Source organism: Streptomyces sp. NPDC001868 (assembly GCF_040297125.1).
In the GTDB taxonomy this organism is placed as follows: domain Bacteria; phylum Actinomycetota; class Actinomycetes; order Streptomycetales; family Streptomycetaceae; genus Streptomyces.
On the sequence record NZ_JBEOYO010000001.1, the window covers coordinates 158,369 to 174,096 of the forward strand.

A 15,728-nucleotide genomic window follows, 5' to 3' on the forward strand; every position below is an offset into this window, starting at 1 on the left:
TCTACACCACAAGCGCGGGTTGTCACAGCGGACGGCTCGCCGGTGTCTTCAGGGCGCACTCCCAGCACAGCGGGAACGGGCTCTGCCGCGCGATCAGCGGGAGGTGTTCGGCCCGGACGCCTCGACCCCGACCGACTGGCGACTGGCGACCGGCAGCGACTCTCTTGAGAGGTATTGACCAACATGACTGATGTGACCGGCATGAACAACGTGGCTGACATGGCTGGTGCGACTGAGGCGACTGAGGCGACTGGCACGACCTATGCAACCGACGTCACACCGAGTGATCCCGATGCCGGTGCCGTCTTCAACCTGCTGGGTGGCCTCGTCGCCGCCCAGGTCCTGGGAGCGTTGGCGGAGCTGCACATACCCGATCACCTCGCTGACGGCGCCCTGACGGCCGAAGAGGTGGCCCAGCGTGCCGGCAGCCATCCGCAGACCACGTACCGTCTGATGCGCGCGGCTTCGTCGTTGGGCCTGCTGGACCACGAGGGGCAGCGCCGCTTCCGCCTCACCGGGCTGGGCCGACTGCTGCGTTCGGATGTGCCCGGTTCCCTGCGCTCCATGGCTCTGGTCCAGACGAGCCCCGGTCACTGGCAGTCCTGGGCCCACTTCACCGAGGCTGTGCGACAAGGAAGCACCCAGACCCAGAAGGCGCTGGGAATGGACTTGTTCGAGTATTTCGCGCGGCCGGAGAACGTTGCGGAGGCAGCGCTTTTCTCTCAGGCGATGGGTGACATGTCCGGCCTGGTGACACAGGGTGCCGTGGCCGCGCTCTCCACGGCCGGTGTGTCCACCGTCGTCGACGTCGGCGGTGCGCACGGTGATTTCGTTCTGGCGCTGATGGAAGCCGACTCCGAGCTGAGCGGCCAGGTCCTGGATCTGCCGCACGCCGTCGACGGTGCACGCGCCGAGGCCGAGAAGCGTGGCCTGTCCTACCGCTTCTCTGCGGTGGCGGGCGACTTCTTCCAAGAGGTTCCCTCGGCGGACCTCTACCTGGTGAAGACGATCCTGCACGACTGGGACGATGCCCAATGCGTCACCATTCTGCGTAGTTGCCGGTCTGCCGTGAACGAGGGCGGACGCGCGCTGGTCGTCGAGTTGGTCGTCGGCGAGCTCGGCCGCCCCGACTTCGCCGCCGTGTCCGACATGGCCATGCTCGCCATGACGAACGGCAGGGAACGCGACCTGACTGAGTTCGACGCCGTTTTCACAGCCGCGGGATGGCGCCGCTCGAAGACGTACCCCGTCGGTGGCGGTTACTTCGGCATGGAGCTTGTCGCTGTCTGATGGGACCCATGGGCCACGCTCGACATGCTCGGAGCGAAGGCCGATGCCGGCGAGAGCGGGTTCGTCGGCTGAGTGAAGCAGCGCCCATGGTGGTACGAGGGCACGCCTTGCCGGGACACCGAGGCCGGTCCCGGCGAGGAACCCGCGGGCGGGAAGCCGGCGGCGCCGGAACGACCGGCGTCACGACAAGAGCATGCGCGTCCATGCCACGGCCAGGAACGCGCAGGCGAGCGCGAACAGGGTCTGAACGACGGCACTGATCGGCATCCTCAGGCGGGCGTGCACGACAGCACCGGTCGCGGCCAGGACCGGAAGGCCCCAGACGGCGAGCCACATCAGGACGGGGACGTCGCGGGAATGCGCGGTTGCGGAGGCATACGGCGACTGCGCAGTGCCCATGCCCACCATGACGAACAGCATCACGGCGACCACGAGAATGACCGCGTCCGCGACCAGGAACAGCAAGGCGACCGCGATGTCGATGAGCCGGGAGGGGCGTTCGCGGGTCTGGGGAGACGCCGGGGTGTCCTGGTCGTCCTCGGGCGTTGAGGCCATGACCAGACTGGACCACGGAATGACGTGTTCGGCGCTGTACGGGATCGTATAGCGGCCCGACTGTGACCAGCCGTCACCACGATCGACGTGGAGCCGCGCCTCATGTCCGTCCCCTCCCCTCGTATCGATACGAGGCGGTAGGCGTCCCGCCCGTCGATACGAGGCGGTAGGCGTTCCGCCCGCGAGCAGGACGAGTGGCGCGTCGTCGTCACCGGAGGACGTCGTAGGTCAGGTGCGTCGCGGTCGATGTCGAGGTCACGCTCCGCTGCACCAGCGTGCGCGGCGCTCCGCCGGTGAACAGTGGCGTGCCGGCGCCCAGCACGACGGGCGCGAGGTGCAGCGTGAGCGTGTCGACCAGCCCGGCGTCGAGCGCCGAGGCGACCGTGGCGCCGCCGCCCATGAGGATGACGTCGAGGTCCTTGCCGCTGTCCGAGGACGCCGCCTCGGCTCGCTCGCGCGCGGCGGTGACGGCGTCGGGCAGACCGGTGGTGACGAACGTCCAGTCGAGGTTGGTCGTCCGCACCGACTCCGGCGGTGAGCTCGTCACGACGACGAACGCGGGCTTGCCGACCTCGCCGGCACCGTAGCCAGTCGTGTCGTCCCAGCCTTGCGGCCCGTCGACAATGTCGAAGAGGTGGCGGCCGAGGACGACGGCGCCCGAGCGGGCGGTCCCCTCGCGCAGGACCCTGCGGTCGTCGGGGTCGTCGGAGAACGCCCACGTGTGCAGGGCCTCGCCGCCGGTACCCAGCCCGTTGTCCGGACCGGGGTCGGGCCCGGTGACGAAGCCGTCGAGAGAGACCGAGATGTCAGCGATGATTCGAGTCATACAGGGCAGACCCGATCCGCCGCCCGAACTCATCGCTCTCGGAATGGCCAGGTGAAGGGTCTGCGGCCGCGCTTCATCGGTGTGTGAAGCCTCAAGATCTTGTAGTGGCCGCCCCGGTCTCCGGGCCGAGCGGCTCGTCCGGTGGCGGGATGATCCGGGCGGTGAGCACCGGTTCCGGTGTCCGGGGGTCGAACGGGTACATGGGGCGGTGGATGCGGCGGTGGCCGAGGCGGTGGAAGTTCTGGTCGACTCCGCCGGGTGTGAGGGCCATCCTCCAGGCGGCGGCCATGGCGAACAGCTCCGGTTCGAGGTAGCCGATCTTGACGATGACGAGGGCGGCGGCGCGCGGTTCGAGCGCGAAGCCGGTGAAGTCGCGCTCGTGGTGGTACGGGCTTGCGGTGCCCGGTGAGGATCACGTGCACACTGCCGACGCGCAGCACGGCCTCCGCCCGGCATCCCGGTCTCGCCGTGCCTGACGGCATGGACGACCCCGGTCATCGTGAGCGGACCCGCGTGCCGGTCGTCGACCTCCGCGCCCACGGTGACGGTGACGGTCGCACCGACGCCGGCCCGCTCCGCCTCCACCACCGCGTCCGGCCCGGGCAGGGAGGCGTAGATGACGACCGGGCCGTCCGGTTCGCGGAACTCCCCCCGCGCGAGGACCGCTCCAGTGTCCAGGTGACGTCGCCCGCGCCGCCCGCGGTCGGGTTGTCGCCGGTGTCGCTGCGACGGACTCACCCCCTTCCAACGGGACCGCCCCCCATGACTCATGGAAGGAACGTCACTGCCGGGAAGGCTGGGGACGGCCCGTCGAGCAGGTGTCCCTGACGGTGGCGCAGGTGCTCGTCGAAGAACGCGAGCGGGTACGCCTGCTGGATCTTCACCGCCTGGTCAGGATCGAGGGTGCCGATCACGTCCTGGAGCTGTTGTGCGCTCCATCCGAACAGCTTCGCCACCTGTGGGAACAGCGCCTCGTTGTCGCCGTACGAGACGTGGGCGGCGCCCTGGGCCTGGATGTTCAGCCGCCGGCCCCGCAGTTGCGACCAGAACGCGGCGACCGCGGGATCCGTGGCCCGGGTGAACACGGCGGACATCATCATGAACGGCCGGACCAGGTCGCCGGCCAGCGGCGGGTTCATCCGCATCGGGCCGTCGAGGCTCAGCCCGGCCCGGATGCGCTCGTCCGCGAGCATGGCGCAGGCGGTGGCCGTCCCGCCCTTCGACCAGCCGAACGCGCCCATGCGCCGCGGGTCGAGGGAGCCGAGCAGCCCGGCCGGCAGCTCCCGCTGGTCGGCATCCGGATTGCACCCGGCGGCAAGCTGCTCGACGCTGTCGAGAACGAAGCGCACGTCTGCGGCGAAGTCCCCAGGCAGCGTCGGTGCCTCCCGGTCGTAGAGGGGGACGGCGACCCGGCCATCCGGTAACTCGGTGTACGTGTCGTACTGGTGAGCCACCGTCACAGCCGCATATCCGTGGCTGGCGAGCTCTTGGACCATGATGGTGTGGTCGCCCTGGTGGCTGTGCGCACCGTGGGAGAACACGATGACGGGCAGCCGTCGGCCCGAGCGCCGCACCGGGGCGCCCACGTGGCCGGCGGTGAGCGGCGCCAGAGGGACCAGGTCGCTGAACCCCGCGTCGGCGAGGAACGCCTGAAGGGCGCCGTCCGGCATCCAGGGCGCCACCGGGTACCGCTCTACGTCCCGGGCCGGGTACCAGACGGTGGCCATCAGCTCGCGGAAGTGCCCGGGGCCCGCGATGTCGTCCGGGCGCGACCGGTCGACGAGGTGCAGTTGGACCGTGCCCACCGGGTGCGGCCCGGTGGGCACGGGCAGCGTGAGCCGCGTCGGGGCCGTCGGGGCGGGGGCGGGCGTGCCCGGGTCCGCCCACGCGGGGGCTGCGCCGGCGGCCAGCGGCACGCCGGTCCCTGCCGCCAGCGCGGCTCCCAGCATGCGGCGGCGCGTCATGCCCTTCCGGCTGATGAATGGCGTGGCAGCCATGGGCCCCTCTCGTGGTCACGGATCGTCAATCGTGCCGGTACGGCGGGTCCGTGGGCACAGGGGAACGCTGTCATCTGCCCTCCCCCACAGCATCAGCCCACCGATTGATCACTCGCGCGGCATCGGCCCACGGGTTTACACCCTGGGGCCGATACGCTCTGCGGCCGTGCTCCGGGCGCGAGATCAGCGGCCGCCTCACCGCACCACAGCAGATGGAGAACCGCTGGCCGCACCAGCAGCGGATCCCCCGAACTCGCAGGCTCTCGACGGTGGTTGACTCGTCCGCCCTACTGACTACGAGTTTCCACACGTCCATGGGGCGGGCGGCCCCGGCCGGGTGAGCCCCGCCGAGGTGGCGGCGTTCCAGATCGCGGTCGGCAATCGTGCGGCGACGGCGATCGTCCAGCGGGCCCGGGAGAGCCAGATGGAAGCGGACGCCCCCGCGAGGGAAAGCACGCCGCCGGCCGACGAGGCTGCTCTGCAGGCTTCCCGGGACCCCGATGCGGTGATGGTCCGGCTCAGCGCGTCGATCGAGGCTCGCACGCTCCAGAAGAAACGGAAGTTCAACTTCTGGGAGCCGCACAAGAAGTGGCCGGAGGACTGGCTGCTGGAGAAACCCCGGTTGCAGTGGGTCCTGGAACGGCGGCTCGTCCTCGGGATGGCCTTCCAGGAGGACGAACTGAGGGACATCGAGATCCTTTCGGCGAAGCGGCCTGGCTGGCTGAACAGTGTCGGGATCGGCACCCTGGCAGAGGGCCGGCTGATCGCCGAGGGCAAGGGCCGGGCGGCCGACTCGGGCAAGAGCTCGAGCCGCAAGGGCAAGGGCAAGGACCTGGGCGGGAACGACGCGCAGGCTGAGGTCTCGGAGCGCGAGCGTGCCGACTACTCGGCCTGGCTGAAGCTGAGCCCGGGACGGCGTGTCCTCGCCGCGACCCTCGCCTTCCAGGCACAGACGCCGGTCCCGGGAGCCTCCACGCCGACGAATCCGGCGTACACCCTGGGCCGATTCATGCGCACCAACGAGCAGGGGCCCGACGATCCGGAACGGAAGACGCTGGAGAACGAACGGGACGAGCAGATCCGGGAAACCGCTGTCGACACCCTGTTCCCGGAGGGCCTGCGCGAGGAGCAGAAGCACGAGTCCGTCGGCGACGGCGCGACGAAGGAGGTGAAGGAGCTGAAGGGGCAGGACGACTTCGCCCGGAACATCCTCACCAACGTCCTGCTCATCCTGCGGCACGGACTCCAGGTCGCGGGAAAGGACGGCAACTACGTCGACTACAAGGACGGCGATGTCATCCGGGCGCTCGCCCACGGCGGACGCGTCAACATCCGCATCCCCGCGCTCCGCGAGGGTGAGAGCCCCGATCAACTGCTCGACTTCCTCGGCGTCACCGAGGAAGGCAACCTGCACAAGCACGCAGTGGAGCGCGACTACGCCACGCACCGCTCCTCCATCGGCAAGAACAAGGACGGTGAGCCCGGCAGCTTCAAGGAGGAGGGCGGTGTCGGGGCGGCGGTGAAGAACAAGCTCTCGGAGTACACCCCCGGCATGACCACCCCGAAGCTGCTGGCGGCCAACCTCTCGGGCGGCGGCTTCGAAACCAAGGACTGGAACGGCGATGTGGTCCTGCCGAACGGCTCCTACGGCCACATGCTCCTGGTGTTCACCGCGCCGACGGGTGACAAGGACGGCGCTCTGCTGGTCGGCATCGAGACGGTGGCGCCCGGCGCCCGCAGCCCGGTCGGCTATCACCACGGCGTCAGGTCCACGGAGGCAACCGCCAACCCCGAGTCCATATTGCACGGCCACAAGCAGGACAAGATCGGTGCCACGAGGGCGGAACTGGGGAAGATGGGCGGGGAGGACTGGCACGCCTTCCTCCAGACGATCAAGCAGGACTGGGTGGCCAAGCTGGAGGCGGCCAAGGACACCGCCCAGAAGCGGAAGTTGTACGAGGAACTGGTCGCCCGCGGGAGTAGAACGAGGGTCGAGGACTTCTGGCTGTCGCGAGGTTGCAGGGTCGCCGAAGGGCCGCTGCCTACTCGTGTTCAGCGCAGAGTTGAGCGGTGAGGGTCGCGCAGGCCCACTCCTCCCACACCTCGGGGGACCAGCCCCGGTCGCGGACGAAGACCAGGTACAGCTCCGGGCTCAGCAGCCCGTACAGCACGTCGGCGGCGCGGGCCGTATCGATCTCGGGGCGGGCGTCGGGCTTTGAGGTCAGGGCCTTCGCTGCGGCGTGCTGGACGGTGTAGCGCGGGTCGGGGCCGGCGGGCCACTGCGCGGCGATCTCCGGGTCCGTGGCCGAGGCAGCCGCGATCAACGGCATGATCGGGGCGACACGGCCGAGGATGTCGCGTACGCCCCGCACATGAGCGCGTAGTTGCCCGGCCGCGCTGGGTTCGGCGCACGCGGCGCGGAACCAGTCCCGATCCATCGTGGCGACCGGCTCGCCGTCGCCCGCGATGGACGTGTCGACGACGTCCTTGAACAGCGCACGTTTGTTGCGGAACACGAAGTACACGGTCTGCACGGCTACGCCCGCGCGGTCCGCGACCTCCTGAAGGCTCGTCGCCCCGTACCCCTGCGCGACGAACAGATCCCGCGCCGCCGCGACGATCTTCTCGCGGGTGCGCCGTGAGCGCTCGGCCCGCTTGTCGGGGCGCTCGACGGGGCGCTTGACGGCCTGCTCGGCGTTCTGTCCGTCGGATCCCTTGACCGCATCCATGGTGAGAGTCTATCTCTAGAGTCAATCACTAGAGTTTGACTCTAGTTTCTTGGAGGGGTGGCGATGAGTGGAACTCGGACGGCTGAGGAGCTCGACCAAGAGGCGGCTGTGCGCGGCGCGTTGGAGGACTACTACCGGGACGGCAAGCCGCCGTGGGACAGCGGCATCACGCCGCCCGAGCTCGTGGACCTGGTCGAGGGGCCCGGCGCGCTGACGCCCGGCCAGGTCCTCGAACTCGGCTGCGGCACGGGGACCAACGCGGTGCATCTGGCCCGGCACGGCTGGCGGGTGGCGGCCGTAGACCTGGTCGACCGCGCGGTCCGGCAGGCGAGGGAGAAGGCCGCCGCGGCCGGAGCGGACGTCACGGTGCTGTGCGGGGACGCCACCCGACTCGACGAGGTGGGCGTGCCCGGCCCGTACGACCTGTTCTTCGACCTGAGCTGCTACTGCGGGATCCCACCGCACCGCCGCGACGCCTACGCGGCCGGCCTCACGAAGCGTGCCGCCCCCGGCGCACGGCTGCTGATGTTCGGCTACGGGCCCGAGGCGTTCCACGACCCGATCTCCGGCGTCACCGCCGACGAACTCAGCGCCAGGTTCGCCGGGTGGCGGCTGGCCGACGTGACGCCCGGCACGAACCCGGTCCCGACGTTCTGGTTCACGCTGCACCGCGCCGCCGCAGCGGCGTGAGCGTAACCGCGCCCGTCTCGTCTCATTGGATCCAACTCTCGGCCAGTGCGTGGGGGGGCGTGGTGGGCGTAGTGGGCGTGGTGGGCGTGGTCAATGAGGTAGGGCCCGGTCGCCGTCAGAATCCAGCGGGAGTTTGGGATCGCTCGTTGACTGACGGGACGTCGGCAGGTCTCGGCGTCGTCGGCAGGTCTCGGCATCGCCGGATCGGGGAGAAGAGCAGGATCAGTGCGGCGAGCGGGACTCCGGCTGTCGTGATGGTCATGGCGGTACGGAGGTCGAGTACGGTTCCGAGCGCGCCGCCGAGCAGTGCTCCGATGGGGATCGTTCCGTAGTTGAGGAACGCCGTGCTCGCGGTGAGGCGGCCGAGGAGGTCCGGCGGGCAGTAGCGTTGCTGGAAACTGGCCTTGATGATGTTGCCGGCGACGACGCCCGCGGAGACGCTGAAGCCACCTGTCACAAAGAGCAGGGTCCCCGCTCCGCCGACGGTCAGCGGGATGAGCAGGGCGAACATGGGAAGTCCCAGTTCGAACAGCAGGATCGCACGGGCCGTGCCGATCCGATGGGCGACCCGGCGGGCGACGAAGGCCCCGGCGACGCCTCCGGCGCTGGTGGCCGCGATGAGTGCCCCGACCGTCCCCGGGGTCAGGCCGACGCTCTGAACCAGGAAGACCACCTGGATCGACTGGTATCCCATCAGGGCCAGGTTGGAGGCGGCTCCGAAGAGCGTCAGCGTGCGTAACCAGGGGTCGACGGCGATCAGCCGCAGCCCTTCGCGGACTTCACCGACGAGTGAACTGGGCCGATGTTCGGTTCTGGTGACGCGTGGCTCGCGATGGCGGATACCTGCCAGGCAGAGGAGGGAGACGAGGAAGGTCGCGGCGTTGGCGAACATCCCGTTCACCGCACCCGCCAACTGTGCGATCAGGCCACCGAAGCCGAGCCCGGCGATCTGCGCGGCGGACGCGCTGCCGTGCAGTTTGGCATTGCCCTCGGGCTGGTCAGCGGGCTCCAGAACGCTGGGGAGATAGGCGCTGTAAGCCGTCTGGAAGAACACCGCCGCCGTGCCCGTCAGCAGGGCGACGGCCAGCAACAGTCCGATACTCAACCAGCCGAACCATGCGGCGACCGGGACGCCGGCGAAGAGCAGGAGGGAGACCGCGGCGGAGACCAGCATGATCGGTCTGCGCCGCAGCCGGTCCACCCAGGCACCGACCGGGAGACCGATGATCACCCAAGGGGCCCAGGCGGCGGCGCTCAGCAGGCCGACCTCGAACGTGCCGGCGTCCAAGGTGGAGACGGCGACCAGCGGCATCGCCACCCCGGTGACGGACGCGCCGAACTTGCCGGCGGTCTCGCCGCACCACAGCAGGCGGAAATCGCGGTGGCGGTGCAGGAGACCACCGCGTACGCCCTGGCTCATGCGGTGCCACGCCGCTTGCGGGGGAAGGACTGGAGCTGCACGACCACAGGGAGTGCGTCCGGGGCGGGTTCGGCATCCAGGGCAGGGGTGTGGCGGGCGATGACTGCCATCAACTCAGCGTTCAACGCCTCCAGTTGACTCGGGGTCATCCGCAGGTCGCTCCAGTCCGAGACGGTGCCGGCGCTCCGCCACCCGTCGTCCCAGTCCTCGCTGATGTAGTTCACGACCCGGCTGAAGTACTGCTGCACCAGTTCGTGCAGGTAGACCGAGAGCGCGCCCCGGGTGTCGGGATCGTCGCGGAAGTCGGCGGTGTTCAGCTCGTTCGTGACGCCGACCTTTCTCCACCAGCGCTCACGTTTCGTGCCCCGCCCGATCTCCTCCTCGATGAAGCCGTGCTCGGCGAGGTGGCGCAAGTGCCAACTGACGGTGCCGGTGTTCTCCCCGAGGCGCTCGGCGAGCCCCGTAGCGGTGGCGGGGCCGTCCAGACTGAGCAGTTCGAAGATGTTCATCCGCAGCGGATGAGCCAGCCCCCGCAGGCTGCGCGCATCGAGACGCCGGGCGGGCTTGGCGGGCTTGGCGGGCTTGGCGGGCTTGGCGGGCTTGGCGGGCTTGGCGGGCTGTGGTGCGCGTTCGGGTTCGTCCGACATGCCAACAGCGTAGGTTGCAGAGTCTTCTCTGCATAGGAGTCTCTGCAGAGAAGACTCTGGCTAAGAGAACCGCAGTTGGGTGTGGGCTGGCGCGGGCGGAGGCCAAGCCGTCGTTGGTGGTGGTGGCGGCGAGCACGAGGTCATGGTCCCGGTACCTACCTGACGAGTCCCTCGAAACAGGGGCCGTAGTGCGTGTACAGGAGTCGATCGCCGCTACTGTGTCGCTCGCCCGCTGGTGGTGGCACCCGCCGTGGTCAGGAGATCCACGGTTGCGGGGTGGGGGCCGTTGTTCGCCCAGTCCAACGGGGACCAGCCTGTGCCGTGATCTTCCCGTGTATTCGGATCGGCACCGTACGCCAACAGCTCGCGCACGGTGTCGGTGTGCCCCCAGCACGCGGCTGCGCACAACGGCGTACCCTCCGCGCCGATTCCGCTGCTCTCGGTGTCGGGGGCGGCGCCGGCCGCCAGAAGCAGGCGAGCGATATCGGCTTCTCCGTTCACGGAGGCGGCGTACAGAGGTGTGGTGCCTTCGCTGTCGGCTTGCTCCGGGTCGGCCCCGGCCCGCAGTACCGCCTTCACGGCAGCGGTGTCACCCACCAGAATCGCGTTGCAGAGGCGCCGGGAGAGCTTCTTTCGCTGCCGCTGGTTCATGAGGGCCAAGGCTAGCGACCGAGTGCGTGATGGGGCATGTCCACGCGAGCGTCCGAGTCCATGGTCGTCCGGCTCCGGCTCCGGCTTGAGGGAGTTCGGAGAGGTCGGCTCCGCCGAACGGAGTCACACCCGCCCGCATTCGTAGGGAGGTTCAGGAACGTCATGTCAGCTTGTTCCTTAACCTCCGTCCCTACTCTGACGCTCCCCCTTAATGGGGTGATCAAGACGAGCTGATCCGACACACTGGTTCGATGCGGCACGATGATGAACAGCCTTTGTCCGGTGGGAACGTCAGTGAGGGTGTCGTTCGCGTCGGGGACACCGTTCGCCGTCCGACCGGACCATGGACTCCCGCTGTGCATGCCCTGCTTACCCACCTGCACGAGGTGGGATTCGGCGCGGCGCCTCGTCCGCTCGGCATTGACGATCAGGGGCGTGAGGTCCTGACCTTCATGCCGGGAGATGTGGTCTGGCCCGACCGGTTCTCGCTGATGGAACCCGCTCGACAACTGGCTCGCGTGGCACGGCTGATCCGGGACTTCCACGACGCCGTGCAGGACTTCACGGCGCCCTCCGATGCGCGGTGGCAGACGCTGATCCCCGCTGAGGGCAGTGACATCATCGCCCATAACGACCTGGCCCCCTGGAACCTCGTGGTCGCAGACGAGGCGCGGTGGGCCTTCATCGACTGGGACGCTGCGGGTCCCGGCTCGCGCCTGTGGGATGTCGCATACGCCATTCACGGGTTCATCCCGCTGTCCGCGCATCCGGACTGGCAGAGCCCGGACGCGGCGGACCGACTGCGAGTCTTCGCCGACGCCTACGGCCTGGCTGAGTCCGAACGCCGTCGGTTGGTGCCTCTACTGGGGCGCCGTACGCGTTCCATGCACGACTTCCTGCGCGACCAGGCAGCCCAAGGAGCCCAGCCCTGGGCAAGGCTGTGGGCTGAAGGCCACGGCGACGCTTGGCGAAACGACGCCGAATACATCGAGCAACGCGAAGACCAGTGGATGCAGGCCCTGCTCGCTAGCTGAGGCATCAGCGCCCGTGCCCGGCTCCTGGCATCGAAATAAATCTCGAACTGGATCACTCACCTGGGCATTCGCCGGACATTGAAGCGGCCTTCGCCTGATCATGTGCTCCGACCAAGGTGCACCGATCCAGACCAAGGCCGTGAGGGTGAGTCTGCTGCCTGCCACCGGTCCCGGGGAGGCGTTCGCGCAAGCGTCCCGCTTCCGGGAGGACTTATTCGACTGCCTGACCGCGCCCGGGTACGAACTGTTCGACCTCGTGGACGCGTTGTTGTGCGCGGACGGGTCCGGTGACCTAGCCGGTGGACCTGACGCTGGTGGCCGAGCACCGGCGCGGGCCCGGCGCTGTGTATGAGGCGTTGAACTGCGGGAGTGCGGACGTGCTCCGGCTGCGGCAGATGCTGGCCGGTCTGCCGATGCTGCGGGCCGCCGACGGCCGCCTGATCCTGGCGGCCGACGTCAACAACTGGCTCCGCCCCGACGCGCCGACCAGCGCGGACCAGCGCGGACCAGCGCGAACCGCCTGTTCTGCCACGTCTAGGGCCGCAGCGGACGCTCCTCGGACCAGTTCATCCCCGGCTGGCCGTGCTCCTTCGTCGCCCCCTCGAATCGGGCCACACATCCTGGTGCCAGCTCCTGGACGCCGTGCGTCCCGGACCCGGGGACGACGTCGCCGAGGTCGCTGCCGCCCAGCTCCGCCGGGTGGTCGAGGACCTGATCGAGATGGGCCGCTGGCACTCGGGCGAGCGCGACATCCTCATCGTCTTCGACGCCGGCTACGACGTCCCGCGCATGGCCCACCTTCTGACCGGCCTCCCGGTCGAGGTACTGGGACGGATGCGCTCCGGCCGCGTCATGCGACGGCCGAGGCCCTCGCTCAAGCAGTACCGCCCTGGCCTATCCCCAGGGCGGGCGACCGCCGAAGCACGGCAAGGAGTTCCGCTTCGCCAGGCCGGAGACCTGGGGCGAGCCGGACGCGGCAACCGTTCAGGTCACCGACGGGTACGGCACCGCCCGCGCGATGGCCCGGGACGGCATCCACCCCCGCCTGACCACCCGCTCCGCATGGATCGACCACACCGGCGAACTTCCCATCATCGAAGGCACGCTGATCCGCGTTGGCTGAACGGATCGGACCGGCCGTACACGCAGTCAACTGTGGCCTGCCGGACGGGAAAAGCCTTCGACCGACCACACGCCGATCCGGCAGCCTCCCCAGCATGACCACGCCGTCTTTCATCCCCGGGCTGGAGCTCTCCCGCCGCTTCTACCTCGAGGCCGTGCGGCCCCTGTTGGACGAGGCAGCCTCCGGGATCACGCACTCCGCCGCCCGCCTCGGCAGCGGTTCGGAAGTCCTCGGATTCGACACCGCCCGCTCCGCCGACCACGAGTGGGGGCCCCGCCTGCAGATCTTCCTGGGCCCGCAGGACATCACCCTCCACAGAACGAGAATCACGGCACTGCTCTCCGAACGCCTGCCGAAATCCTTCCTCGGCTACCCGACGCACTTCGCCCCCACTGGCCAAGCGGGCATCCGGGTCATGCTGACGACCGAAGGGCCGGTCCACCACCGAGTCGAAGTCACAGACACGGGCGCCTGGTTCACCGCGCACCTGGGCTTCGACCCGCGTACCGACATCACCCTGGCGGACTGGCTGGCCACCCCCACTCAACTCCTCGCCGAGATCACTGCCGGCGCCGTCTTCCACGACGGACTCGGTCAACTCGCAGCGGCCCGCGCCAAGCTCGACTGGTACCCCCAAGACGTCTGGCTCCACCTACTCGCCTGCCAGTGGCAACGCATCTCCCAGGAAGAAGCCTTCGTCGGGCGCTGCGGCGAGGTGGGTGACGAACTCGGCTCCGCCATCGTCACCGCCCGACTGGTGCGCGATCTGATGCTGCTCTGCCTGCTCATGGACCGCCGCTACCCGCCCTACGGCAAGTGGCTCGGCAGCGCCTTCGCCCGCACCCCCCAGGCACCCGCCCTCACCCCAGTACTCACCGCGGCCCTCGCCGCCACCGACTGGCGCACCCGTGAGCATCACCTGACCCGCGCCTACGAGGTCGTCGCGGCCACTCACAACCAACTCGGCCTCACCGACCCTGTCGACCCTGCAACGCGGCTTTACCACACCCGACCATTCCAGGTCCTGCGCGCCGAGCGCTTCACTACGGCGCTGACCGCCCGCATCACCGACCCGACCATCCGCACCCTCCCGATGATCGGCAACGTCGACCAGTTCATCGACAGCACCGACGTCCTCAGCCATCCGGAACGGACACGCGCCGCCACCCGGGCAACGGTCTGTTCTCCCCCTGAGAACTCCGTCTCAAGGCAATAGAGGAAGAGAGTTGCCCGCAGTCGTAGCACCGCCTACCGCGCGGCAGCCGGGGCTTCCGGGCGAGGATCGACTGGTGTGAGCACGCCGAGGCGGTTCTCGATCGCCTCGGCGGCAGCCAGGCAGAGGTCCTCCCGGAACGCGCGCCCGATGATCTGTATGCCGGACGGCAGTCCGTCGCTGACTCCGGTGGGTACGGCGACCGCGGGAACGCCCACGAAGCTGGTCACCGTGCACAGGCGCATGCCCTTGGCGACTCGTTCCCGTCCCGCTTCGTCGCGTGACTCCAGTCCCGGCTCGACGGGCGGCTCGGTGAACACCGGTCCGAGGAGCAGCGGGTACTCGTCGAGGAACTCGGCCCAGGAGCGGCGGATACCGAGCCAGGTCCCCATGAGCTTCGTCAGCTCTGCGGCGTTCGCGGGCGGGGTCTTCTCCATGGCCATCTGGATGTAGCGGTCTCCGCCGTCGCCGAGCAGTTTCCGCACCACCGGCCAGGTCGGCGCGAATTCGGTCACGGTGATCCGGCCGTATGCCTCGAGTGCCTCGGCCATCCGCGGAACGTCCGCCATCTCCCGCACGTCGTACCCGGCGTCGAGCAAGGCGTCAGCCGCCGCTGTGACGGCCCCGCGGACCGTGGGGTGGACGCCGTGACCTCCGGGATCGGCGACGACCGCGACCTTGACCGGCGTCGGCAGCGGCTCGCCGTACAGGGGTACCGGTACGGCCCGCGGGTCCCTCGGGTCGGTACCGGCCAGCGCCTCGTAGGCCAGTCGCAGGTCGGCGACGGAGCGGGCCAGGGGGCCGTCGGTGACCAGCATCTGTGCAGCCGGTCCGGGGTCCTGCGGGCCGAGGACGCGGTGGTCGGCGGGGAACCGCCCCGTGGTCGGCTTCAGCCCCGCCACGCCGCAGAACGAGGCCGGGATCCGTACTGATCCGCCGGAGTCGTTGCCGAGACCGAGCGCGGCCATGCCGGTGGCGACGGCCGCTCCGTCGCCGCCGCTGGTGCCACCCGGGGTCCGGCTGCGGTCCCACGGGTTGACGGTGTCGCCGAACAACTCACTGCGGGTGTGCATCCCGGCCAGGATCAGGGTGGGCATGTTGCTGTGGCCGATCGGTATGGCCCCGGCCGCGCGGAGCCGGGCCACCGGGGGCGCGTCTGCCGACGCCACCAGGTCGCGGAAGCGTGACGTTCCGAGCGTGGTCGGCACCCCTTCGACAGGGGTGGACTCCTTCACCGTGAACGGCACGCCGGCCAGCGGCCCGAGTACGTCGCCCTCTGCCTTCCGCCGGTCTGTCCGCGCCGCCGCCTCACGGGCTCGCTCGGCCATCAGCTGCGTGACCGCGTTGACCTGCGGGTTGACCTCAGCGATGCGTTCCAGGTGGCTGTCGACCAGTTCGAGGGCCGATATCGCGCCGCCTCGGACCGCCTCCGCCTGGGTGACGGCGGTCATGGCCCACAGGGCGTCATGCCTGGTCATCGTGCTCCCTGTCCCTGTACCGAAGTGTTCGTGTCCGAACCATAACCCGGAAGCGATACGATCGTATCGGAATAA

The 15,728-nt window shown here is 69.4% G+C and carries 13 protein-coding genes and 2 pseudogenes; 6 read left to right on the plus strand and 9 right to left on the minus strand.

Annotated elements, in window-relative coordinates:
* The first annotated feature begins 183 nt into the window (after positions 1 to 183).
* Positions 184 to 1,290: a methyltransferase gene (locus ABT147_RS00760; protein WP_351401239.1), complete on the plus strand. Its 1,107-nt coding sequence runs from the start codon at positions 184 to 186 to the stop codon at positions 1,288 to 1,290.
* A gap of 180 nt (positions 1,291 to 1,470) precedes the next feature.
* Here the strand turns inward: ABT147_RS00760 and ABT147_RS00765 are convergent, their stop codons facing one another.
* From ABT147_RS00765 to ABT147_RS00780, 4 genes and pseudogenes are all read right to left on the minus strand, one after another.
* On the minus strand, positions 1,471 to 1,845 hold the full coding sequence (locus ABT147_RS00765; RefSeq protein ID WP_351401241.1) for a hypothetical protein: 375 nt from the start codon (positions 1,843 to 1,845) through the stop codon (positions 1,471 to 1,473).
* Positions 1,846 to 2,053: 208 nt separating this feature from the next.
* On the minus strand, positions 2,054 to 2,671 hold the full coding sequence (locus ABT147_RS00770) for a dihydrofolate reductase family protein (RefSeq protein WP_351401242.1): 618 nt from the start codon (positions 2,669 to 2,671) through the stop codon (positions 2,054 to 2,056).
* Between the two features lie 91 nt (positions 2,672 to 2,762).
* Positions 2,763 to 3,396, minus strand: a pseudogene (locus ABT147_RS00775) (MlrC C-terminal domain-containing protein); the annotation flags it as partial.
* Positions 3,397 to 3,438: 42 nt separating this feature from the next.
* Positions 3,439 to 4,668: an alpha/beta hydrolase family protein gene (locus tag ABT147_RS00780; RefSeq protein ID WP_351401244.1), complete on the minus strand. Its 1,230-nt coding sequence runs from the start codon at positions 4,666 to 4,668 to the stop codon at positions 3,439 to 3,441.
* Between the two features lie 337 nt (positions 4,669 to 5,005).
* Here ABT147_RS00780 and ABT147_RS00785 point away from each other — a divergent pair, with 337 nt between their 5' ends.
* Positions 5,006 to 6,742: a PE-PGRS family protein gene (locus ABT147_RS00785; RefSeq protein ID WP_351401246.1), complete on the plus strand. Its 1,737-nt coding sequence runs from the start codon at positions 5,006 to 5,008 to the stop codon at positions 6,740 to 6,742.
* Here ABT147_RS00785 and ABT147_RS00790 read toward each other — a convergent pair.
* On the minus strand, positions 6,711 to 7,397 hold the full coding sequence (locus tag ABT147_RS00790; RefSeq protein WP_351401248.1) for a TetR/AcrR family transcriptional regulator: 687 nt from the start codon (positions 7,395 to 7,397) through the stop codon (positions 6,711 to 6,713). The two genes, ABT147_RS00785 and ABT147_RS00790, sit on opposite strands and share 32 nt — an antisense overlap.
* A 63-nt stretch (positions 7,398 to 7,460) precedes the next feature.
* Here ABT147_RS00790 and ABT147_RS00795 point away from each other — a divergent pair, with 63 nt between their 5' ends.
* Entirely contained in the window at positions 7,461 to 8,087 is a 627-nt protein-coding gene (locus tag ABT147_RS00795; RefSeq protein WP_351401249.1) for a class I SAM-dependent methyltransferase, read from the plus strand.
* Between the two features lie 115 nt (positions 8,088 to 8,202).
* Here ABT147_RS00795 and ABT147_RS00800 read toward each other — a convergent pair whose 3' ends face one another.
* The 3 genes from ABT147_RS00800 to ABT147_RS00810 form a co-directional block, all read right to left on the minus strand.
* On the minus strand, positions 8,203 to 9,507 hold the full coding sequence (locus tag ABT147_RS00800; protein ID WP_351401251.1) for an MFS transporter: 1,305 nt from the start codon (positions 9,505 to 9,507) through the stop codon (positions 8,203 to 8,205).
* Positions 9,504 to 10,154 carry an ArsR/SmtB family transcription factor gene (locus ABT147_RS00805; protein ID WP_351401253.1) on the minus strand — a complete coding sequence of 217 codons (651 nt, stop codon included), beginning with the start codon at positions 10,152 to 10,154 and terminating at the stop codon, positions 9,504 to 9,506. The genes ABT147_RS00800 and ABT147_RS00805 overlap by 4 nt, the downstream gene beginning before the upstream one ends.
* A gap of 213 nt (positions 10,155 to 10,367) precedes the next feature.
* On the minus strand, positions 10,368 to 10,805 hold the full coding sequence (locus ABT147_RS00810) for an ankyrin repeat domain-containing protein (protein WP_351401255.1): 438 nt from the start codon (positions 10,803 to 10,805) through the stop codon (positions 10,368 to 10,370).
* Positions 10,806 to 11,056: 251 nt separating this feature from the next.
* On the opposite strand from ABT147_RS00810, the gene ABT147_RS00815 reads away from it, so the two are divergent.
* The 3 genes and pseudogenes from ABT147_RS00815 (at position 11,057) to ABT147_RS00825 (ending at position 14,178) form a co-directional block, all read left to right on the plus strand.
* Complete coding sequence (locus ABT147_RS00815) at positions 11,057 to 11,839, plus strand: phosphotransferase enzyme family protein (RefSeq protein WP_351401257.1); 783 nt, start codon at positions 11,057 to 11,059, stop codon at positions 11,837 to 11,839.
* Between the two features lie 145 nt (positions 11,840 to 11,984).
* A pseudogene (locus tag ABT147_RS00820) lies at positions 11,985 to 12,956 on the plus strand (transposase); the annotation flags it as partial.
* A 100-nt stretch (positions 12,957 to 13,056) separates the two neighbouring features.
* Entirely contained in the window at positions 13,057 to 14,178 is a 1,122-nt protein-coding gene (locus tag ABT147_RS00825) for a DUF4037 domain-containing protein (RefSeq protein ID WP_351401259.1), read from the plus strand.
* A 32-nt stretch (positions 14,179 to 14,210) separates the two neighbouring features.
* On the opposite strand, the gene ABT147_RS00830 is transcribed toward ABT147_RS00825, so the two are convergent.
* Positions 14,211 to 15,653, minus strand: coding sequence for an amidase (locus tag ABT147_RS00830; protein WP_351401261.1), 1,443 nt, complete (start codon positions 15,651 to 15,653; stop codon positions 14,211 to 14,213).
* Positions 15,654 to 15,728: the final 75 nt, after the last annotated feature.

Bases quoted from the DNA above. Each gene is read 5' to 3' on its own strand.
- ABT147_RS00760 (WP_351401239.1), top strand. From the start codon at position 184: ATGACTGATGTGACCGGCATGAACAACGTGGCTGACATGGCTGGTGCG.
- ABT147_RS00765 (WP_351401241.1), bottom strand. From the start codon at position 1,845: ATGGCCTCAACGCCCGAGGACGACCAGGACACCCCGGCGTCTCCCCAG.
- ABT147_RS00770 (WP_351401242.1), bottom strand. From the start codon at position 2,671: ATGACTCGAATCATCGCTGACATCTCGGTCTCTCTCGACGGCTTCGTC.
- ABT147_RS00780 (WP_351401244.1), bottom strand. From the start codon at position 4,668: ATGGCTGCCACGCCATTCATCAGCCGGAAGGGCATGACGCGCCGCCGC.
- ABT147_RS00790 (WP_351401248.1), bottom strand. From the start codon at position 7,397: ATGGATGCGGTCAAGGGATCCGACGGACAGAACGCCGAGCAGGCCGTC.
- ABT147_RS00795 (WP_351401249.1), top strand. From the start codon at position 7,461: ATGAGTGGAACTCGGACGGCTGAGGAGCTCGACCAAGAGGCGGCTGTG.
- ABT147_RS00800 (WP_351401251.1), bottom strand. From the start codon at position 9,507: ATGAGCCAGGGCGTACGCGGTGGTCTCCTGCACCGCCACCGCGATTTC.
- ABT147_RS00805 (WP_351401253.1), bottom strand. From the start codon at position 10,154: ATGTCGGACGAACCCGAACGCGCACCACAGCCCGCCAAGCCCGCCAAG.
- ABT147_RS00810 (WP_351401255.1), bottom strand. From the start codon at position 10,805: ATGAACCAGCGGCAGCGAAAGAAGCTCTCCCGGCGCCTCTGCAACGCG.
- ABT147_RS00815 (WP_351401257.1), top strand. From the start codon at position 11,057: ATGCGGCACGATGATGAACAGCCTTTGTCCGGTGGGAACGTCAGTGAG.
- ABT147_RS00825 (WP_351401259.1), top strand. From the start codon at position 13,057: ATGACCACGCCGTCTTTCATCCCCGGGCTGGAGCTCTCCCGCCGCTTC.
- ABT147_RS00830 (WP_351401261.1), bottom strand. From the start codon at position 15,653: ATGACCAGGCATGACGCCCTGTGGGCCATGACCGCCGTCACCCAGGCG.